At 54.0% G+C, this 19,206-nt stretch carries 18 protein-coding genes; 13 read left to right on the top strand and 5 right to left on the bottom strand.

Going from position 1 to position 19,206, the window contains the following annotated elements:
- Window positions 1-571: 571 nt before the first annotated feature.
- A complete protein-coding gene (locus LF95_RS22320; protein ID WP_073957428.1) occupies window positions 572-967 on the bottom strand; it encodes a helix-turn-helix domain-containing protein in 396 nt (131 codons plus the stop codon).
- 432 nt (window positions 968-1,399) lie between these two features.
- Here LF95_RS22320 and LF95_RS22310 point away from each other — a divergent pair, with 432 nt between their 5' ends.
- Entirely contained in the window at window positions 1,400-1,729 is a 330-nt protein-coding gene (locus LF95_RS22310) for a hypothetical protein (protein WP_143182151.1), read from the top strand.
- Between the two features lie 160 nt (window positions 1,730-1,889).
- Here LF95_RS22310 and phaR read toward each other — a convergent pair whose 3' ends face one another.
- Window positions 1,890-2,522, bottom strand: a complete 633-nt coding sequence (gene phaR, locus LF95_RS22305) for a polyhydroxyalkanoate synthesis repressor PhaR (protein WP_073957420.1) — start codon at window positions 2,520-2,522, stop codon at window positions 1,890-1,892.
- A gap of 320 nt (window positions 2,523-2,842) precedes the next feature.
- Here phaR and LF95_RS23070 point away from each other — a divergent pair, with 320 nt between their 5' ends.
- Both LF95_RS23070 and LF95_RS22295 read left to right on the top strand, forming a co-directional pair.
- Window positions 2,843-4,075 (top strand): hypothetical protein, encoded by a 1,233-nt coding sequence (locus LF95_RS23070; protein WP_174561018.1) that lies wholly within the window; start codon window positions 2,843-2,845, stop codon window positions 4,073-4,075.
- The gene (locus LF95_RS22295) at window positions 4,035-5,126 is read left to right on the top strand and encodes an alpha/beta fold hydrolase (RefSeq protein ID WP_252509861.1); all 1,092 of its coding nucleotides are present in this window, start codon (window positions 4,035-4,037) and stop codon (window positions 5,124-5,126) included. Before LF95_RS23070 ends, LF95_RS22295 begins: the two co-directional genes overlap by 41 nt.
- 6 nt (window positions 5,127-5,132) lie before the next feature.
- Here the strand turns inward: LF95_RS22295 and LF95_RS22290 are convergent, their stop codons facing one another.
- The gene (locus LF95_RS22290) at window positions 5,133-6,116 is read right to left on the bottom strand and encodes a hypothetical protein (RefSeq protein ID WP_083607908.1); all 984 of its coding nucleotides are present in this window, start codon (window positions 6,114-6,116) and stop codon (window positions 5,133-5,135) included.
- On the opposite strand from LF95_RS22290, the gene LF95_RS22690 reads away from it, so the two are divergent.
- The 6 genes from LF95_RS22690 (at window position 6,115) to LF95_RS22265 (ending at window position 11,144) form a co-directional block, all read left to right on the top strand.
- The gene (locus LF95_RS22690) at window positions 6,115-6,300 is read left to right on the top strand and encodes a hypothetical protein (RefSeq protein WP_083607907.1); all 186 of its coding nucleotides are present in this window, start codon (window positions 6,115-6,117) and stop codon (window positions 6,298-6,300) included. The genes LF95_RS22290 and LF95_RS22690 overlap by 2 nt on opposite strands.
- A 44-nt stretch (window positions 6,301-6,344) precedes the next feature.
- Window positions 6,345-6,803 (top strand): Lrp/AsnC family transcriptional regulator, encoded by a 459-nt coding sequence (locus LF95_RS22285; protein ID WP_073957416.1) that lies wholly within the window; start codon window positions 6,345-6,347, stop codon window positions 6,801-6,803.
- Between the two features lie 203 nt (window positions 6,804-7,006).
- Complete coding sequence (locus tag LF95_RS22280) at window positions 7,007-8,179, top strand: acetyl-CoA C-acetyltransferase (protein ID WP_073957415.1); 1,173 nt, start codon at window positions 7,007-7,009, stop codon at window positions 8,177-8,179.
- 259 nt (window positions 8,180-8,438) lie between these two features.
- Window positions 8,439-9,161 carry an acetoacetyl-CoA reductase gene (gene phbB, locus LF95_RS22275; protein ID WP_073957414.1) on the top strand — a complete coding sequence of 241 codons (723 nt, stop codon included), beginning with the start codon at window positions 8,439-8,441 and terminating at the stop codon, window positions 9,159-9,161.
- A 191-nt stretch (window positions 9,162-9,352) separates the two neighbouring features.
- A complete protein-coding gene (locus LF95_RS22270) occupies window positions 9,353-10,537 on the top strand; it encodes an AI-2E family transporter (RefSeq protein WP_083607910.1) in 1,185 nt (394 codons plus the stop codon).
- Between the two features lie 88 nt (window positions 10,538-10,625).
- The gene (locus LF95_RS22265; protein WP_073957413.1) at window positions 10,626-11,144 is read left to right on the top strand and encodes a DUF2478 domain-containing protein; all 519 of its coding nucleotides are present in this window, start codon (window positions 10,626-10,628) and stop codon (window positions 11,142-11,144) included.
- A gap of 209 nt (window positions 11,145-11,353) precedes the next feature.
- Here the strand turns inward: LF95_RS22265 and LF95_RS22260 are convergent, their stop codons facing one another.
- A complete protein-coding gene (locus LF95_RS22260; RefSeq protein ID WP_073957412.1) occupies window positions 11,354-12,040 on the bottom strand; it encodes a molybdenum cofactor guanylyltransferase in 687 nt (228 codons plus the stop codon).
- Between the two features lie 87 nt (window positions 12,041-12,127).
- Entirely contained in the window at window positions 12,128-13,078 is a 951-nt protein-coding gene (locus LF95_RS22255) for an NAD-dependent epimerase/dehydratase family protein (RefSeq protein WP_073957411.1), read from the bottom strand.
- 187 nt (window positions 13,079-13,265) lie between these two features.
- Between LF95_RS22255 and LF95_RS22250 the strand changes: the two genes are divergently transcribed.
- The 4 genes from LF95_RS22250 to LF95_RS22235 all read left to right on the top strand — a co-directional run bounded on the left by LF95_RS22250 (window position 13,266) and on the right by LF95_RS22235 (window position 19,149).
- Window positions 13,266-16,649 carry a response regulator gene (locus LF95_RS22250; RefSeq protein WP_073957410.1) on the top strand — a complete coding sequence of 1,128 codons (3,384 nt, stop codon included), beginning with the start codon at window positions 13,266-13,268 and terminating at the stop codon, window positions 16,647-16,649.
- Window positions 16,650-16,658: 9 nt separating this feature from the next.
- Entirely contained in the window at window positions 16,659-17,585 is a 927-nt protein-coding gene (locus LF95_RS22245; protein WP_073957409.1) for a diguanylate cyclase, read from the top strand.
- 136 nt (window positions 17,586-17,721) lie between these two features.
- Window positions 17,722-18,105: a response regulator gene (locus LF95_RS22240; RefSeq protein ID WP_073957408.1), complete on the top strand. Its 384-nt coding sequence runs from the start codon at window positions 17,722-17,724 to the stop codon at window positions 18,103-18,105.
- Window positions 18,106-18,282: 177 nt separating this feature from the next.
- Window positions 18,283-19,149, top strand: a complete 867-nt coding sequence (locus tag LF95_RS22235; RefSeq protein WP_215905738.1) for an endo alpha-1,4 polygalactosaminidase — start codon at window positions 18,283-18,285, stop codon at window positions 19,147-19,149.
- The last annotated feature ends 57 nt before the right edge of the window (window positions 19,150-19,206 follow it).

Below are 19,206 nucleotides of genomic sequence, written 5' to 3'. Positions count from 1 at the left end.
CACGAAGAACCATCCGGATCGCCCTTGTGGCGGGCTTTTTAATGCCTGCTACGTGGGGCCTGTATGAGTTGAGAGACTGTTCCAGACAAGCAAAGCATCGCTTCTTACGCGCATTATGGGTTCACAAGAGGCAGTTATCTCATCTCCTGTGTTACTGCTTCTATTCTGCCAGATGAAAAACATTACATCAGGATGTTTGAGCTCACCTGAATAGGAGCGCGCATGAATGTATGATGGCTGATTGTGTGGCGGTACAGTGCGGCTGTAGTGCATCCCAGCAGGCCTGGTTATGATGGATAAGCGATACGACAGAACTATCTCTGTATGCGTCAGAGCGCTTTGAGGCGTTATTAAATCATAATCACACTGACAAACATCCTTACCCTGCACGGGCACAATGTTACATGGCGGAGACGGCGATGGTGTTGTTGACGGTGTCTCTTCTCTCTCTGGCGGAGTAGGGAGTTCATGTTTGTGTGTGTGGGGGGGGGCGTAAAAGTCTGTCTGGCGGGTATTAAAAAAGGCTGCCGGGGAGGGCAGCCTTTTTGGGGTAGCACGCTGTATCGAGCAATCAGGCGGCCTGGTCGGCAAGAGCACGGGCCATTTGGCTGAGTGCTTCCTGATGTTTTTCGTGTTTGATGCTGGCGAAGTTACGGGCCAGTTCAAGGCACATGCGCTGACGTGCGTTCAGTTCGGTTTCCTGATTGCCTTCCAGCCCTTCATAGAAGTAGCTGACAGGCACGCCAAGAACCTGCGAGATCTCATAAAGACGCCCGGCAGAAATGCGGTTAATGCCGCGTTCGTATTTATGAGCCTGCTGATAGGTGACACCGATCAGGTCCGCCATCTGCTGCTGGCTGAAGCCGAGCATGATGCGGCGTTCGCGAATGCGTTGACCGACATAACGATCGGTATCGGTCGCACGATTGGCACGTTTGGGTTCTTCGTTGGGGGAAATTGCATTCATTGCATTGTTATCCGTTATCAACCGCCAGTTATAAAGGTTCCCACCCCGGTCGTTGTTTGGCGTCATAAATGCACCATCCTGCCATATCTGTCAGTCTTGATTTAACGAGGATTCTGATCTGGCAGGAGTCTGACTGGGAGTCAGATATCGTTCTCAACGAACCGAAGGAAGCTAGGTATATAGGTCAATTGGCGTGTCGTTGTCTAGTCCGATGGGCGAAAAAAACACGGAGGCTTCTGACCCATAGGGTGTGAAAAATGCTGCATAGCTGACATGCGCCTTTTGAATGATCGCAGGTTGCGTTGAGATTTCGGCGGGCAATAATTGACCCAAAAGTTGCGCCAGAAAGGCGCTGCTGCCACCCGGGAAATGATAGTCTAACCACGGCCCTCCGCCTTGATTTATCGCCAGATTTTTATGCGGCGCTGCAGCATGCTCAACCCGGATTCCGCGCGCGCCATGTGTGCCGGCACTGCCGGTTGCAAGAGGGCGAATAGCGGAGGCAAGAGGAGCGGAAAGAGCCATTTTTTTATCTTGTCTTGCAGGTTTAAATCACAATTTTTTGAAGCCTTTGAGTTGCGCATTCCTTTGTTTTTAATGTCGATCAGGATGGTTTTGCGCAAAATCCTGTTTTTCATCTGCAAATTTTGCCCGCGTCGCGCCTCTGCAAAGGAGAATTTCGCGCAGGCAGGGCAAATTTTGCCGGTCGAATCGCCGGATCTTGATCAATCGCCATTTAAGGGAAAATCTATGCAGGATTAATGCCGAATGAGATTGGGCATTGCCGGAGTACGGCAGGGGTGATGGGCACAGCAAAATAAAGCCCCGGGGACGGTGAACCGGCTCCGGGGCTGTTTGATCGCCTTATAACAACTGAACGGGCGGTAACGTTAAAGGGCGCGTCCGTTTGTTGATGGTCTGTTTATTTGCGGTTTTTGTTTTCAACTAGGCTGTTAAGCTGTGCTTGCATGGCTTCAAGCTGGGATTTTAATTCATCAAGGGAGGCATCGCGCTTGGCCGCATCGGGCGCGGTTGGGCGGGGCGTGCCACTTGGCGCGGTACCGTTATTTTGCGCGCGTTCCTGTTCCTTGGCCAGGAAGGGCGAGAACATTTTCATGGTCTGTTCAAACAGGGCCATATTCTGTTTGTTCATTTCCTCGAACTGGCCAAAGGGGAACATGCCGTGCATGGTATCCTGCATGTAATCGCGCATCTGTTCCTGATTATGGGCAAACGAGCGCATGGCCTGTTCAAGATAGCTGGGCAGCAGGCCTTGCAGGCTGTCACCATAAAAGCCGATCAATTGACGCAGGAAGCTGATGGGCAGAAGGTTCTGACCCTTGTTTTCTTCCTCGACAATGATTTGGGTCAGGACAGGGCGGGTGATGTCATCGCCGGTTTTGGCATCGTAAACGACAAAATCGGTATTGTCCTTGACCATCTGGGCCAGATGATCAAGCGTGACATATGAACTGGTCGCGGTGTTATAGAGGCGCCGATTGGCATATTTCTTAATGACAACGCGATCCGGATCATTGGTGTTTTTCGTGGTCATGGCGTGTTCCCTGCTTCCCTGTTGCCCCGACGTGCGGTTTGCAAACCGGCTTTTTGTCGTGATCGTCTATGCGCACAATATGTCTTGTGGCGCAGCATATTGCCTGCTGCAATTGCTAATGCCAATTGCAAGAGTGCCGCTTAATTGCAAACCTGTCCAGTATTCAACGTTGCGTGCGTTGCAAAAGAGGGTGTGTTTTTATCGTGTTGCCGCGCAAAACGGGATTTGATTTTCTCTCAACCGGTATCGTCCTATAGTGGAAACCGGTGAAAAGACGTGCAGCGACACCGCGCAGGATGAAACGGGGTTGGGAAAAGGCCATGACGGATCAGCGCAAGAGCAAAGGGACGGGTCCGCACAGCCGAAAAACGGCAGCATCGGCCAAACAAGGTAAAACATCGCGCAAACGTCGGGCTGCAAAGCAGGCCATCAGTGATCAGGCCACACAGCCAGGGCAAATAGATCCTGCATTAACGGATCCGGCATCGACGCACAGCACCAGGGCTGATCCGCTTGAAAATGCAGCAGATCAGAGCGCGGCACGTGCGGAGAAGAAGACCAAGACCAAGACAGATCAAGGGGCAACAGTGCCCGAGGAACCGACTGACCCTGATGAATTGGCAGAACGGTTTTTGGATTTATGGCGTGTCCAGGCCGCTGCGACAGCCGGGGGCAGTGATGCCGCCAGTGCAATTGGCCGGTTATATGCCGGTTTGGGGGCGGATACATCCCGCCTTGCCGAGGGGTTTGAGGCCTGGGGTCGATTGATCGGACAATTGGCAACCGGGCAGGCACCGGTACAAAATCCGTTTGCGCCTGGGGCGGGAACGGCAACAAGCGAGGCGGAAAATAAAGCGACGGCCAATTCTGGCGCGACGACTCCGTTTGGGCCAAATTTAACGGCGATGAAAATACCTCTGGCGTTTGATCCGGCTGCAATGATGCAACAATTTTCCGCGCCGTTTTTAAAACCCGCGCCCGGTTCGCGTCCTGCCAAATCTGATACTGCCAAGGCCAATCGCGCTGCCCGGACTGGGAATGTAAAAAGTAGTCCGGCAATAGACGAAGATTCAGGGGAGCCCGCCGGATCAGAAGCAACATCGCATCGGGATGAAAAGCCGGATCATTCGGGCCAAAGCGGTGTGGCGCAGACCGGGCCTGCTACTTCTTCTGGTTCTTCTGCCCGCTCTGATCCTGCAGGTTCCTTTGGGGCGCTTGGTGATGCAAAGACAGAGACAGAGACAGAGACAGAGACAGAGACAGAGACAGACTTAAGCTTGGATGGAAACATCGCCCGGACCGGGGCGGCATATGATCACAACGGGGCGAAAGCCAGCACTGGGGACGAGAATGGGCGAGAACGACAAAAGCCAGGCCAAAACACAGATCCGTCGCGCGGGGCCTCGACCGCTGGCCATGCACCTGGCGGTCGAGATGACGAGTTGGCTGAGCTCGCGCGCCGCATTGCCGCTCTTTCGGAAACAATTGATGCCTTGGAAGCCGGAATTGACGATGGCGGCCGAGAGCCTGCGTCAGGAGATGAGCCCGCATAGCAATGATGTGATGGGCCAGGCGGTTGACCGGGCGGCTTTTGCCCAGCATTCCGCCCTGCAGGATGGCATTCGCCGGTATCAGGCCCATCCCTATCAGCGCGGGGCGGATGATATGCCCGTGATCTGGCAGGAAGGGGCCAGCCGGATTTATGATTATGGTGCCCCGGCCCGGCAAAGCCCCAAAGGGGCTATTTTGCTGGTGCCATCACTGGTTAATCGCGGTTACATCCTGGACTTGAATCGCAAAAGGAGTTTTGCCCGGTTTTTGGCAGCACAGGGGTATCGACCACTCTTGCTTGACTGGGGTTATCCCGGTGCGGACGAGCGGGACTTTGGCTTGGATGATTTTATTGCCGGGCGGCTGGTGATGGCCCTGCAGGATATGGCGGAGCTCAATGGCAGGCCGTTACTGATGGTAGGGTATTGCATGGGCGGGGTGCTGGCAATGGCAGCCTGCCTTTTGGACCCCGCCCAGGTATCCAGGCTGGTTTTGCTGGCAACGCCGTGGGATTTTATGGCGGCCGGGCCTACCCAGGCCCGGATTGCCGCAGCCTTCGCACCGACCCTGCCGCATATGCTTTCGGTGCATGACGAATTGCCGGTCGATGTGTTGCAAACCCTGTTTGCCAGCTTGGATCCCTTTATGATTGGCGAGAAGTTTCGCCGTTTTGCTGCAATGGACCCGCAATCTGCACGGGCAGAAGATTTTGTCGCCCTTGAAGACTGGCTGAATGACGGTGTGCCGTTAACGCGCAATGTGGCCGTTGATTGCCTGATTGGCTGGTATGTGGAAAACCGTCCGGCTAAGGGGCAGTGGGCGATTGATGATATTGTGATCAATCCGGCAGATATCACTTGCCCAACATTGGCCGTGATCCCGGCAAATGACCGTATCGTGCCGCCCGAAAGCGCGCTGGCCCTGTATGACAAAATCGATGCCAATATTCGTACTGCCCACCGACCGGCAGCGGGGCATATCGGCATGATGGTCGGTTCACGGGCGCAATCTTCGACCTGGCAGCCTGTGGTGGATTGGCTGGCAGAAAGCTAGGTGGCGTTAGTCGGCTCCTTGCGTTTGCTGGTCAAACGAATGGGCGGGCGCGGCCTGCCAGCGGCGCGTCAGGCGGGCCAGCAGGATCATGATGATCAGGGTCAGCCCCACCCGGCCGACCAGAACCACCCAGATATTCGCCCCCAGGGCCAGCATGATGACGGTATCCTCGATCAGGGAATGTGACAGTGACAGCCAGGAAAGCGACAGAAACAGGGTGCGCGGCGGAAAGTTCTTTTGTCGGGCTTCGTCAATGATCAGCGCGCCGCCATAGGTGAGGCCCAGCAATATCCCGATGGTGGTGACGGGGGCAGCATCCCGCGACAGGCCGGAAATACGCAAAACCGGCAAAAGGGCCGTCGTAAAGCGATCGGTGATGCCGGTTTTTTCCAGAATATCGAGCAAAACCAGAAGCCCGGCAATGATGGCAAAGCTGGCAACCAGCGAATAAAATGTACCTTCCACCCAGGTGAACCACCCGGCCCAGCCGGTTTGGCGGACCGCATCGCTGCTGTTGGCGGCCATCCAGGACAGATCGATTTTTTCGGCAAGAAAGCCGGTATGGCGGCTGATCCAGGTGATGAAGGCGGCGTAAAACAGGGCGGTAAAAATACGCAAGGCTGCCGTTGCCCAAAAACTGGCCCCGGCCTTTTTCACCACGGCCTGCTCGACGGGGATGCCATGCGCAAACAGCATCATGGCGCAAAGGGCACTGAGTTGAGCCGATGTCATATCGAGATGCGGAGCCAGCCCGGCAATCACGGCAACCGCACCGTAAATATTGATGAAAAGGCAACTCGCCCAAATCAGCCCGGCTTCTGGCGGCATGCCAATGAGCGACATGATCGGGGTTAAGATACCCGATGCCATCTCGACAAGGCCCAATTCGTCGGCAACACGCACGGCCAGCATGATGGGCACCATCACCTTTGCCAGTGTAATGAAAAGGCGGCGTGCGCGGGTAAAAAGCGAGTTCAGATAGGGCGGCATGAAAGGTCCCATCGGTAGAGAGGTGGTTGCGTTTCAGGAACATGCAACGGCCAGCCCGGCCTGGGGCTGGTGCGTTGCGATTTTTGTTTTTCGTGTGCCAGATTATCGGGAAATTCTGTTTTTGGGCGGCGTTTTAAGGCGTTATATTGCATTATTTCAGCGTATTTTTGTTGAAATGCGCTGAAATGGTGTAACTTGGGGCGGGCGGTATCATCAAGGGAGGCCGGGATGGAGCTTGATCAGATTGACGTTCGTATTTTGCGACAATTGCAGGCCGATGCGGACATATCCACCCACAAGCTGGCGGACATGGTGGGGCTTTCGCCCTCTGCCTGTTTGCGCCGGGTGACGAAACTGCGCCGGGACGGGGTGATTGCGCGCACGGTGGCGATTATTGACCCCGCACTGGTGGGGCGACCGTTAAGTGCGGTGATCACCCTGGAATTTGCCCGGCACGGGCCGCAGCATCGCCAGGAATTTATCGAAAAAGTGCACAAGCTTTCGGCGGTGCGGCAATGTTTTATGGTGACGGGCGAAGTGTCCTGCGTGCTGACATTATATATGCGCGACATGGATGAATATCTGGCCCTGAGTGACGAGCTGTTTAACGCTGATCCGAATATCGAATGGTTTCGGACCTATATCGCGGTTCAAACGGTAAAGGATGATCCGGGAGTAGCGTTTTGACCTTTGGCTGCTTATCTCGCTTACAGGCTCCCGGATGGCACTGGATGGCAAAAGAGTGGGAGCGGATAGCATTGCGCCCTGTACTAAAGAGTCATGTATCAATGCTTGGCTTTTCACTGTAGCGCGATAAGATCAGAAACTGGTTCGATCGACTAAGCGAACGGGCCGGAGGTAAACGCAAAACAAATGTTTCGGAGGGTTTGATGACCGAGGTCGTAATTGTTGGTGCCGCACGCACACCAATTGGTGCATTCAATGGCACGCTTTCTGGTACCCCTGCGCACGAGCTGGGAACCATCGCGATCAAGGCGGCCCTGGAGCGCGCGGGCGTTGAAGCCGATGCCGTGGACGAAGTCATTTTGGGGCAGGTTTTGACTGCCGGTGAAGGCCAGAACCCGGCCCGCCAGGCCGCACTGGGGGCCGGTGTTTCCGAAGGGGCAACCGCCTTTTTGATCAATCAGGTTTGTGGGTCGGGCCTGCGGACCGTGGCATTGGCGGCCCAGCAGATCATGGCGGGTGATGCCACCATTGTTGTCGCGGGCGGCCAGGAAAATATGAGCCTTTCGGGCCATGTGGCGCATTTGCGCGATGGTCATAAAATGGGCGATGTCAAATTCATCGACACCATGATCAAGGACGGCCTGTGGTGCGCCTTTAACGGGTATCACATGGGCAATACCGCCGAAAACGTTGCCTCGAAATGGGATATCAGCCGCGAAGAGCAGGATGCCTTTGCCGTTGCCTCGCAAAACAAGGCCGAAGCCGCACAGAAATCAGGCCGCTTTGCCGATGAAATCGCGCCTGTCACCATTAAGCACCGCAAGGGTGAAACCGTTTTTGATGTCGATGAATATCCGCGTCATGGTGCATCGGTTGAAGCGATGGCAAAGCTGCGCCCGGCCTTTGACAAGGAAGGCACGGTAACGGCTGGTAACGCATCGGGCATTAATGACGGGGCTGCTGCCCTGGTTTTGATGTCGGCCGAGGAAGCCAAACGGCGCGGTTTGACCCCGCTTGCGAAAATCAAAAGCTGGGCCACGGCAGGTGTTGACCCGTCGATCATGGGCAGCGGGCCGATCCCGGCATCGCGCAAGGCGCTGGAAAAGGCAGGCTGGAGCGCATCTGACCTTGACCTGATTGAAGCAAACGAAGCCTTTGCCGCCCAGGCCATTGCCGTGAACCGCGACATGGGCTGGGATACCGATAAGGTAAACGTGAATGGCGGCGCCATCGCCCTGGGCCATCCGATTGGCGCATCGGGCGCGCGCGTGTTTGTGACATTGCTGCACGAAATGCAGAAACGCGATGCCAAAAAGGGCCTTGCGACCCTGTGCATCGGCGGCGGGATGGGTATTGCCCTGTGTGTTGAACGATAAATGATAGGGGGCGGGATGGGGCGCATACCCTGTTTCGCCCCGCATTGCGAAAGGCGCCATAAAAGGAAAACAAGCCTGGCGCGATTGGGCCAGTAGGGTGTTGCTGGTTTTTGGGGTTTCATCCCCTGATTGAAATCAAGGATCAATTTTATCTTTAAGATTAAGGTGAAAGCATCCTGATTCGACAGAGGAACCCGGTAAGGACGCGGTTCTGTATAAACAGGATCGATTTTAGAAACTGTTTCTAGGGAGGTCTGCAATGACCCAGATTGCACTGGTTACTGGTGGTACCCGTGGTATCGGCAAGGCGATCAGCCTTGCACTTAAAAATGCGGGTTTCAGTGTGGCGGCAAACTATGCCGGAAATGATGACGCCGCCCGTAAATTTAGCGAAGAAACGGGTATTGCGACCTTTAAATGGAGTGTAGCGGACCCCGAAGCCTGTGCCCAGGGTATTAAGCAGGTGGAGTCTGAACTGGGACAGGTAGATGTGCTGGTCAATAATGCCGGGATCACGCGCGATGGCTTTATGCACAAAATGTCGGTTGATGGTTGGCAGGCCGTCATTGAAACCAATCTGAGTTCGCTTTTTTATATGACCCAGCCCGTGCTGGACAGCATGCGTTCACGCGGTTATGGCCGGGTGATTAACATTTCCTCGATCAACGGGCAGGCCGGGCAAATGGGCCAGACCAACTATTCGGCAGCGAAGGCCGGTGTGCATGGCTTTACCAAGGCCCTGGCACAGGAAGTGGCGCGCAAGGGCATTACGGTCAACACCATTGCGCCGGGTTACATCAATACCGACATGGTGGCGGCCGTGCCTGAAAAGGTGCTGGAAGGCATTATTGCCAAAATTCCCGTTGGGCGCCTTGGCGAGGCCGATGAAATTGCCCAGGCCGTGCTGTATCTGTCCGGGCCGAATTCGGGCTTTATTACCGGGTCTTGCCTGTCCATCAATGGCGGGCAGCATATGGGGTAATGGTTCCATCCTGTGGTCCCGTAACACCGCCAGATGATTTGTTTTGATATCGGCAACACCCCGGCATGTCCGGGGTGTTGTTGTTTGTGCAGTTGGATGCGGCGGGGTGGGGGATTGTGGAACAAGTGCGGTGTGCCCGTCGTTATGCTGATTATCCAGAATTCCGGCATCAAAGCAGGCGGGCGGCCATAATGAGTAAAAAGGCACGATTTTATTTGCGCGGCGCTTCTTTGAGTGCATCGGAAAAACAGACCGAAAAGCAGATGGAAGACCAGGCATCAGGCACGGCCATGAGTACGTTAAGCGCGCATCGCATGGTAACGGTTTCGATTATCGGTCTGTTTGTTATTTCGGTGTGCGGCGTTTTGTATTTTGCCCAAAGCCTGTTATTGCCGGTGGTGCTGGCCGGGTTGTTTTCTCTGATTTTATCGCCGGTTGTACGCTGGTTTTTCCGCCGTGGTATTCCCGAACCGGTGACGGCCTTTGTGCTGGTTTTTTCCATGACCGCCAGTGTTTTTGCCGGGGGGTATTGGCTGAGCGCGCCGATTTCGCACTGGATTGATGATGCCCCGCGCATTGAAAAACGGTTGCAGCTTAAGCTTGCTGAAATGGCCGGGACGATTGAAAATATTCAGGAAGCCCAGCGCAAGGTTGAAAAGGCAACCCGGCAGGATCCCAAGTCCAATGTGCAGGAAGTTGTGGTGAAGGAACCCAACCTTCTCAATCAGGCTGCTCAGGGCGCGCCGGAAATTTTTGGCGGTATTGGACTTACAATCGTATTATTGCTTCTGATGCTGGCATCTGGCGATATGTTTTACGAAAAACTGATCAAGGCCCTGCCGACATTCAAGGATAAAAAGCGCGGTCTGCGCATTGCCAAGGATATTGAACGCGAAATTTCGCGCTATTTGCTGACGGTGTTTGTCATCAATGTTTGCCTGGGCATATGTGTGGCGGTGGGCCTGTCCTTTACCGATATGCCCAACCCGGTCTTGTGGGGGCTGGCGGCAGCCCTGCTGAATTTTGTGCCCTATCTGGGCGCGCTGGTGGGGATTGGCATTGTTGCTGTTGTGTCGCTGGTGTCCCTGCCGACCCTGGGGGCGGCATTGGTGCCGCCGGCCATTTATATGGCCTGTACTGCCATTGAAGGGCAGCTTGTGACACCTTCGCTGGTCGGGCGGCGCTTGCAGATCAATTCGGTGGCGGTGTTTCTGGCAATTGCCTTTTGGGGCTGGATGTGGGGTGCTGTTGGCATTTTTATTGCCGTGCCGGTGCTGATCATCATCAAGGTTTTGTCGCATCATGTAGACGGGCTGGGAGGATTAAGTGAATTTCTCGGCGCGCGTGAAAAACACTTACCTGCCGAAAGCGCTTGATTGCGCGTTGCCCGTTCGTTTTGCAACTGGACAGGACAGCGGGCACCATGCCAATAATTTCCTGTCACAGATGTGAAATGGGGCAGAGATGAAATTTGCATTTATTCCGGTGCAGGAACGCGGGCAGGTTGACCGCCTGCTTGAAAATGTGGCCCGTCGCCTGATTGCCGAGGGCGCCAACCTTGCCGGTGTCGTGCAAGTGAATGCCGAACGTGAAGGGGCCCGGCATTGTGACATGCTGGTGCAGGTTCTGCCCAATGGGGCGCAATTTGATATTTCCCAGAAACTGGGCAATGAATCCCGGGGCTGCCGCCTTGATGTTGCCGCACTGGAAGAGGCGGTTGCTGCGGTCGGGGTCTCGTTGGAAAACCGCCCGGATATTGACTTGCTGGTGATTAACAAATTTGGCAAGCATGAAGCCCAGGGTCGCGGATTTCGTGATTTGATCGCCCAAATGCTGATGCGGGATGTGCCGGTTCTTTTGGGGGTAAATCCGTTAAACCGGGCGGCATTTGATGCCTTTTCCGGCGGGGAAGCCACCGAACTCGCCGCAGATGAAGACAGCATTTATTTCTGGTGCAACGAATATCGTTTGCAGGCGGTTTAGAGCACGTCGCGTTTAATCTGTGACATTTTGTTTGTTTTGGCGAACCGTTTGGCAAGGCACAGCGTGCAGAGCGATGCGGCGCATCGGTCAAACGGTGTAACGCCGCGAAACGTCGCCAAAATCAAACCCTTCGGGCCGAGACAGTCTTCCGCCCCACTGCGTCAGAAGACTGTCTCCGGCAAAATGGTGCAGATTAAACGCGACGTGCTCTAACGCAGCTTTTCGGGCAGATTTCCAGGCAGGGTCTTTTCAAACCGGGCAATATCTTCGCACTGGTTGATATTGGCAAAAAGCAGGTCGGCCATTGTGGCGTCATCTGGCACGGGAAACTCGATGGTGCGGGCGTTTCCCGCCATCAGGGCCTGGCGCACGCGGCGTTGGTCCTGTGCCAGCAGGGCGAAGATTGCCGGGGCCATGTCCCGGTGCCAAAGCGAGGCCAGATAATGGTCGCGACCGCAATAACGGGCATGGGCGGCAAGAACCCGGTTCTGTGTGGCGGGCGTTGCGTTATCATTTAGTTGGCAAATGGCCCGATGCAGTATTGCTGGAAGGCCTGCTGGCACAATAGGGCAATCAACGGCATAAACCGCCAGCCAGTTGCTGCCATTGGGCAAGTGTTTTAATCCTGCCAGGATACCTCCCAGTGGCCCCAGCCCCGCATGGGGGTGGTCGGCAATTACCGGGCAGCCCCATGCAGCATATTTTTGCGGGTCTTCGTTACTGGCAATCAGGACATGGGGACAATCGCGCCGGGCATTGGAGAGCGCATAATCCACAAGTGGTCGTGGCCCGAGCATGCGAAAAGGTTTGTTGCCGCCCATGCGTGTGCCCGCCCCACCCGCCAGTACAAGGCCAGTAAAAACGGGCGAAATATTCGGGGCGATTTGGGGGGGCATGGAATGCGGCATGGTTGGGATATTTCACGATTATTCACGATTATTATAGTGTGGCTGGGCAGAGTGATCCCCGATGGCAGACATAAATTATTTTGCCTGCGCCCGGCGGCTTTCTTCCCAGTCCAGCAGGGCACGCAATCCATCCTGCAGCGAAATATTGGCAACATGGCCGATATCATGATGCAGGCGGGACGGGTCGCCGCTGGATCGCAGGATATCGCCCTGGCGGGCAGGATGAAAGGCCGGTTCATTGCTGCGCCCGGCAAGGCGGATGATTTCGTGGGCAAGGTCGAGAATGGAAACTTCCTGCCCGCGGCAGACATTGGCCGTTATGAAGCAGCCCTTGGCTGTGCTTTGCAAATACGCCATTGCCTGATGCAATGCGGTTGCGACATCGGCCACAAATACAAAGTCGCGGGTTTGTTCGCCGGTGCCGTAAATGTGCAATTGCTGATCCGACAGGGCCTGGTTGGCGAAAATCGAAATCACGCCGCTATAGGGTGAAGATGGGTCCTGGCGCGGGCCATAAACATTGAAAAACCGCAACCCGGCAAAACGCATGTCATAAGCCGATGCCGCCAAACCGGCATGAACCTCGTTTGCCAGTTTGTCGGCACCGTAAAAGGAAATGGGCCGGGGTGTTTCGGTTTCCGGAAGCGGAATGGCGGTGTTATCGCCATATATTGCCGCTGAAGATGCAAATACGATGGGGATTTTTCCGGCGTTTTTTGCGGCTTCAAAAACAGTCACCGCCCCTTGAGAATTGACCTGATGCGTTTGTGCCCAGCATTCGATGCTTTTTTGTACCGATGCCACTGCGGCCAGGTGAAAAACACCGTCGCATCCCGCCATGCTGTCGCGGACGGCATCGGGGTCACAGATGCTGCCGATCATAAGCTCGGCTTCTTTGGCAAGGTTATCGCGGTGGCCGGTAGAAAGATCATCGAGAACACGCACCTTGTCGCCATTGGCCAGTAACCTGTCAGCGAGATGAGAGCCAATAAACCCTGCGCCGCCGGTAATTAGGTATGTTGCCATCGCGGCCCCCTGGTATGACTGTGATCCCGATTAGGCTAGTTTAACACGTTAATAGACGGAATTTGCATGCTGTTTGGCGATTTTACGTGATAAAGCATTGGAGGTTTTCAAGAATTAAACGTATCCTTGGGTATAAGAAAAGCCGGACGGGACGGACGACCGGAACCAGAAATGCAGGGTTTGAAAAGTGACGCCTGAGACCTTGAAAGCAGATATTCCCCGCGCGGATCGGGACAAGACCAGGCTGAACAAGAACAAACGCCTGTTCATTGGGGCGTTTCTGGTTCTGATTGCGGGGTTTCTAATCGGCTTTAACATTTATGTGCGAGTCGAGCTTGATGCCCAGGCCAAGCGAACGGCGTTTTCCGACCTGAATGCTATGCTCAAGAGTTATTCTGACCAGTTCGAGCAGCGCACCCGCTTGTCGGCAGCTGTGTTGGACGGTTTGGCCGATAAAATTGGCAGTGGGCAGTTTTCCCAACGTGAAGGGTATATATTGTTGCGCCAGGCCGCCGAGAGCCTGGAGCTGATCCGGGTGTTAGGTGTTGCGGACAAAGAGGGCAACCTTGTTTTGTCGTCGCGCAGCCCGGTACCGCCTGCGGTGAATGTAAAAGACAATCCCAACATCGCCTATTTCCTGAAGGGTGGAGAGGAGCCCTGGTATTTTGACGGTCCGACCAAAAGCCGGGTTGACGGCCAGTGGCAGGTTCTGGTTTCGGCGCCGGTTTTTGATACCAATGGTAATTTTAGCGGCGTTATTGGTGCGGTAATTGATCCAAAGGCGATCCTGGAGCCGCTGCATCGGGTGATGCTGCCCGATGACGGTCTTGTCTTGATGAATGACCGGGGCGAACTGATTGGCAAAATTCCGTTTGCAGCCAATGGCACGGGGCAACCTGCTACCTATAATGACCTTGGATCGCATAGCGTTGTCGCCAATTCCATTGTTTCCGATATCCGCAAGGATGGGGATGGTAATCTTTTGATGGTTTCGGCCCGTCCGGTTTTGGGGGGCAAGGTCAGCGTTGTTTTGACGCGGCCGTTAGAACTGGCCCTGAAAGGCTGGAAGCTGTTTGAGCTGGCCGCCCTGATTGGCTCGATTGTGCTGTTCTTGCTGGCTGTTTTGGGGTGTATGGCCTTTGTTTATTACGACATTTTGCAAAAGCGCAATTTTGACGAACTTTCGCGCCTGAATGCTAAAATTCGCGAGGAAGCGGCAAAGGTTGAAGAACTGGCGCTGGTTAAAACCAATTTCCTGGCGAATATGAGCCATGAAATCAGAACGCCGATGAATGCGATTATCGGGCTTTTGCATTTGCTGGGCTATACCAGCCTGAGCCGCGAACAGCAGGATTATGTGCGCAAGATTTCCGATTCCGGCAAGTTTCTGCTGGGCATTATTGACGATATTCTGACCTATTCCAAAATCGAGGCCGGAAAAGTCCGGATTGAGAAGACGGTTTTCTCGCTTCAGGAAATCATGAATTCGTTATCCACGATCATGTCGGTCAATGCGGCGGGCAAGGATATCGAAGTGCTGATTTCGGTGGGCGAAAGTGTGCCTCGTCACATTTTGGGCGATCCGTTTCGATTGCAACAGATTTTGATCAACCTGGCCGGCAACGCCATTAAATTTACCAATCGTGGCGAAGTGCTGATTTCGGTGGATTTGCTGCGCAAGGATGAAGACCGGATCTCGTTGGTTTTTGAAGTGCGCGACACCGGTATTGGCATGGATGACGAGCAAGTCGCCAATCTGTTTAAACCCTTTGAACAGGCCGATAGTTCGACCAGTCGCAAATATGGGGGCACCGGGCTTGGTCTTTCGATTTGCCATCGCCTGACGGAGTTGATGGAAGGCGAAATCTCGGTACAAAGCAAGCGCGGTGTAGGTAGTACTTTCCGCGTCGTTTTGCCCTTCACAATTGCCAAGAAAGAAGATGTATCGCTGGGGGGAACCCAGGATAAATTAAAGGTCCTGATCGTGGACGATAACCCGCTGGCGCGCGAGGTTTTGGCAAAAACCAGCCAGAATCTGGGTTGGGAAACAACAGTCGTGCATTCCGGCGAGGAAGCCGTCACCATGATCGAGGAAAAACACCAGCAGGGGCGCTATTTTGACCTCGTGCTGATGGATTGGCGGATGCCGGGCCTTGATGGTGTTCATGCCAGCGATGAAATCCGGGCACGATTGGCACAATCGGCCATGCCGATTATCGTGATGGTCACGGCCGGTGAAAAAGACGAGCTGCTGCGTCATTCCTCGATCAGCAGTGTGGATGGCATTCTTTTAAAACCGGTAACGGAATCTGCCCTGTTTAATGCCGTGGTCACGGCGCAAACCCGCCCGTCCCGTTTGCAAAAGAACGATGTGAATGTGGTCGAGGAAAACACCCGCCAGACGATTGGAACCGAAACACTCAAGGGATTGAGCCTGTTGGTGGTGGATGACAATTTCATCAATCAGGAAGTGGCAAAACATATTCTTGAGCATGAAGGGGCGCTGGTTGCGCTGGCCGGTGACGGGCAGGAAGCGGTTGATGTGATGCGCGAGCGTGGCCGTGACTTTGACCTGGTGCTGATGGACCTTCAGATGCCCAAAAAGGATGGACTGGAGGCAACCAGCGAGATTCGCAAAATGCCGTGGAACCAGACCGTGCCGATTGTTGCATTGACCGCCGGGGTGTTTGAATCTGATCGCGAAAAATGCTTTGCCGTGGGAATGAACGGTTTCATCAGCAAACCGTTCAAGGCGGAAAACATGATCCGCCGTATTCGTGATTTGGCAATGTATCACCGCGATATGGAGATTACACCTGGCGATACAGCCCCGCAGGACAGTGCATTTATCCCGATTCCAGGTGCCAATGAAGCCGGAGAAAAGTCGGGCGATAGCAGCAACGAAGATACAGCTGGAATATTGCCTTCGTCGTCCACCTTTAGTGAAACGTCCTCCTTTGGGGCAACTGATGGACTCAAGCCGATGATGATCAATGACAAACCCGTTGTGGACCGTGTGCAGGCGATTGAGATGCTTGGCGGAAGCGAAGAACTTTATGACTCGCTCTCTGCCCAGTTCAGTGCGCTTTATGCCAATATTGCCGACGAATTTGTGACATTGCGTGACGCGGATGACTTGAAGGCCCTGAAAGTACGCGCCCATAGCCTGAAAGGGGCATCCGGGGCGGTGGGTGCTGTGCGTTTGGCCGATGACTGCGCGACACTTGAAGCCCTGGCCTTGCGGGGTGAGAAGGAGAATATCGGCGCGATTTTTCCGCAATTCCTAAGCGACTTGCAGGCAACGCTGGTGGCCTTTGGCAAAACAGTACCGGAACATGAGAACCAGGTTGATAACGACTTTCCGGTGCGTAGAGCATCGGAAAACGATGCGCTGAAACGCCTGAAGTTCGCCCTTTCGACGAATAACCTTGCAGCGTTGCGCATCATCGACAAAGATCAGGATGAATTACTTGGGGTGTTGTCGGGCGGGGACTTTGCCACAATCAGGGCGCATGTCGAGGCGCTGGATTTTGAGAAGGCAGCTGCGCTGATTGAGGAAGTCGCGAAATAGAGATTGTTTATGTATGATGCCGAAGGTGGCCGTATTCTGATTGTGGATGACGATCCGATCGTCATTCGCGTTTTGGCTTCTGCGCTTGAAAATTACGACGTGGTGATGTTCGCCAAAAGTGGTGCGGAAGCCCTTAAAATGGTCAGTCAGCACGAATTTGACGTGATTTTATTAGATGTTTCGCTGCCTGATATGGACGGCTTTGATGTCTGTCGGCAGATTCAACTGCACCCGATGGATTCTGGTGCACGCGTCATATTTGTGACCGGGCGTATCAGTGCCGATGACGAAGCGCGCGGCCTGAATGCCGGTGCGGTTGATTTCATTCGCAAACCCATCCATGTCGATGTTGTGCAGGCCCGTGTGCGAACACATTTGTCGCTGAAGCAGGCCACCGATAAATTGCGCCGCCAATCGCGTATTGACGGGCTGACGGGAATTTCCAACCGGCTTGAATTTGAAACTGTTTTGCGTCGTGAATGGCAAAGTGCGTGGCGTTTGCAAAGGCCGGTGTCACTGGTGTTTCTGGATGTCGATTTTTTCAAGACACTGAATGATTCGCAGGGCCATCGCGTGGGCGACCAGTATTTGCAAACTGTTGCAAAGCTGCTGTCATCGGCGGTGAAACGTGGCAGCGACCTTGTCGCACGTTATGGCGGCGAGGAATTTGTCCTGTTATTGCCGGGCGCGCCTGTGAAATGGGCGGCGTCGGTGGCAGAAAATCTGCTGACCGAGCTTTTGGAAATGAAGTTGCCTCATGCCAGGAGTCCTTATGGATTTTTGACCATGAGCGCAGGTGTGGCCAGCCAAATTCCGGTTGATGATCATTATGAGCACCTGATCGAACAGGCCGATAAAGCGCTGTATCGCGCCAAAAATGACCGGCGCAACATGGTCGTAAAATTTGACAGCGCGTTTTTTAATTCAAATCTTTAAAAGACCTGTTGGTTTTTACTGTCACCGCAACCATCTAAGACCTATTGATAAATGTGTGCAAAACACATTTGGGATAACCCCATAAAGACAAGCCCGTAAGGGCTGGACTGCGTTGTGGAGTGGATGGTTAGAAAAAATGAGTGACGGTAAAAAGATTCTGGTTCTCGAAAATGAACCGATTACCCAGTCGCTGTTAAAGGCTATTTTGCGCAAAGAAGGATATCAGGTAACAATTACAGCAAGTTATGACGAGGCCGAGAGAGCGTGGCAGCGGGATAGCTTTGACCTTGTCATTGCGGACTATTATCTGGAAGGCGCTTTGACTGGTGCTGATTTTGTTTCGCATATGCGTAATTGTGACGGCGTGAACAGGTTTCCGGCAATTGCCCTGTCAATTGCCGATGAAGTTGAGAATAGTGATGCGATCAATCAGGCCGGATTTGATTTTTTCCTGCCAAAGCCGATCGATGTCCGTATTCTGACGGGAACAATTGAAAAATTGTTGCAGCCATCCCAATAAAGGAATTTGTGCGCGATAATGCGATATACGCCAGCAGGCATTTTCGTTTTACAATCAGCATTCCCCTTTCTTGCAGGAAAAAACAGTTACATGCGGCATTTCCTTCCCCGCCCGTTGCGCAATCTCGCTGGTGCGGGAAATCGACGATATCGTCAGACGTTGCGGGGATGTGCGGCAATGGCTATGTGCGCGGGTTTAATGGCCGGTGCCGCTGCCCTTAAACCTGTTCAGGCAGCGGGATTTGCCTCTGACGGGGCAGGCACGTTGGATAAGGTGGTGGCACAGTCTGCGGGGGGGAGCACAAGTGATGCCGCCAGAATTATTGTGAAACCGATTGCTGTGCCCGATGCGCGGTTTTTTTTGCAATTGCAGGGCAAAGTTACTGCCCCGACCGGGACCCGGGTGATTGATGTTGACCTGTTCGATGTGGATGCCAGACAGGTTGCACGCTGGCGTGATGCCGGGATGTATCCGATCTGTTATATGAGTGCCGGTTCTTATGAAGACTGGCGGCCGGATGCGGCCAAATATCCCAAATCAGTGCTGGGCCGGGATTACGAGGGATGGCCGGGGGAAAAGTGGCTCGATATCCGCCAGATAGCCCGCCTGGCACCCATCATCACGGCACGATTGGACCTGTGCCAGGCCAAGGGATTTTTGGGGGTTGATCCCGATAATATTGACGGTTATCTGACCGAAACCGGCTTTAACCTGACGCGCGAAGATGCCTTGCGGTTCGCCCGCTGGATGGCGCTTGAGGCGCATAAACGTGGCCTGACCATTGGCCAGAAAAACGCACCTGATATGGTCCATGATCTGGCAGACGTGCTGGATTTTGCGATTACCGAAAGCCCGGCTACCTATGAACATGCCGATTATTTTGCACCTTATGTTGCGCAGCATAAACCGGTATTCGCCATTGAATATCTGACCCGTAAAACCGCAATTTCGGCCTTTTGCCGCCAAATGCGCCATTTGGGATTTCAGGGCATCAATGCCAGCCAGGCACTGGATGGCAAAAATTATTATTATTGCGCTCCCTAAAGCGATTTGTCTTTAATTTGCAATGCACCGTATGCTGGCCTTTAGCCGTGATGGCGC

The sequence above is a fragment of the Thalassospira sp. TSL5-1 genome (genome assembly GCF_001907695.1).
Taxonomy (GTDB): Bacteria; Pseudomonadota; Alphaproteobacteria; order Rhodospirillales; family Thalassospiraceae; genus Thalassospira.
The sequence above is the reverse complement of the archived record's forward strand: the minus strand, read 5'-3'. Positions and strand labels throughout refer to the sequence as shown.

Excerpts from the sequence above, each read along its gene's own strand:
- LF95_RS22240 (WP_073957408.1), top strand. The coding sequence starts at position 17,722 with ATGAGTGACGGTAAAAAGATTCTGGTTCTCGAAAATGAACCGATTACC.
- phaR (WP_073957420.1), bottom strand. The coding sequence starts at position 2,522 with ATGACCACGAAAAACACCAATGATCCGGATCGCGTTGTCATTAAGAAA.
- LF95_RS22235 (WP_215905738.1), top strand. The coding sequence starts at position 18,283 with ATGGCTATGTGCGCGGGTTTAATGGCCGGTGCCGCTGCCCTTAAACCT.
- LF95_RS22255 (WP_073957411.1), bottom strand. The coding sequence starts at position 13,078 with ATGGCAACATACCTAATTACCGGCGGCGCAGGGTTTATTGGCTCTCAT.
- LF95_RS22310 (WP_143182151.1), top strand. The coding sequence starts at position 1,400 with ATGCTCAACCCGGATTCCGCGCGCGCCATGTGTGCCGGCACTGCCGGT.
- LF95_RS22265 (WP_073957413.1), top strand. The coding sequence starts at position 10,626 with ATGAAATTTGCATTTATTCCGGTGCAGGAACGCGGGCAGGTTGACCGC.
- LF95_RS22690 (WP_083607907.1), top strand. The coding sequence starts at position 6,115 with ATGAAAGGTCCCATCGGTAGAGAGGTGGTTGCGTTTCAGGAACATGCA.
- LF95_RS22245 (WP_073957409.1), top strand. The coding sequence starts at position 16,659 with ATGTATGATGCCGAAGGTGGCCGTATTCTGATTGTGGATGACGATCCG.
- LF95_RS22285 (WP_073957416.1), top strand. The coding sequence starts at position 6,345 with ATGGAGCTTGATCAGATTGACGTTCGTATTTTGCGACAATTGCAGGCC.
- LF95_RS22320 (WP_073957428.1), bottom strand. The coding sequence starts at position 967 with ATGAATGCAATTTCCCCCAACGAAGAACCCAAACGTGCCAATCGTGCG.
- LF95_RS22260 (WP_073957412.1), bottom strand. The coding sequence starts at position 12,040 with ATGCCCCCCCAAATCGCCCCGAATATTTCGCCCGTTTTTACTGGCCTT.
- LF95_RS22290 (WP_083607908.1), bottom strand. The coding sequence starts at position 6,116 with ATGCCGCCCTATCTGAACTCGCTTTTTACCCGCGCACGCCGCCTTTTC.
- LF95_RS22270 (WP_083607910.1), top strand. The coding sequence starts at position 9,353 with ATGAGTAAAAAGGCACGATTTTATTTGCGCGGCGCTTCTTTGAGTGCA.
- LF95_RS23070 (WP_174561018.1), top strand. The coding sequence starts at position 2,843 with ATGACGGATCAGCGCAAGAGCAAAGGGACGGGTCCGCACAGCCGAAAA.
- LF95_RS22280 (WP_073957415.1), top strand. The coding sequence starts at position 7,007 with ATGACCGAGGTCGTAATTGTTGGTGCCGCACGCACACCAATTGGTGCA.
- LF95_RS22295 (WP_252509861.1), top strand. The coding sequence starts at position 4,035 with ATGGCGGCCGAGAGCCTGCGTCAGGAGATGAGCCCGCATAGCAATGAT.
- phbB (WP_073957414.1), top strand. The coding sequence starts at position 8,439 with ATGACCCAGATTGCACTGGTTACTGGTGGTACCCGTGGTATCGGCAAG.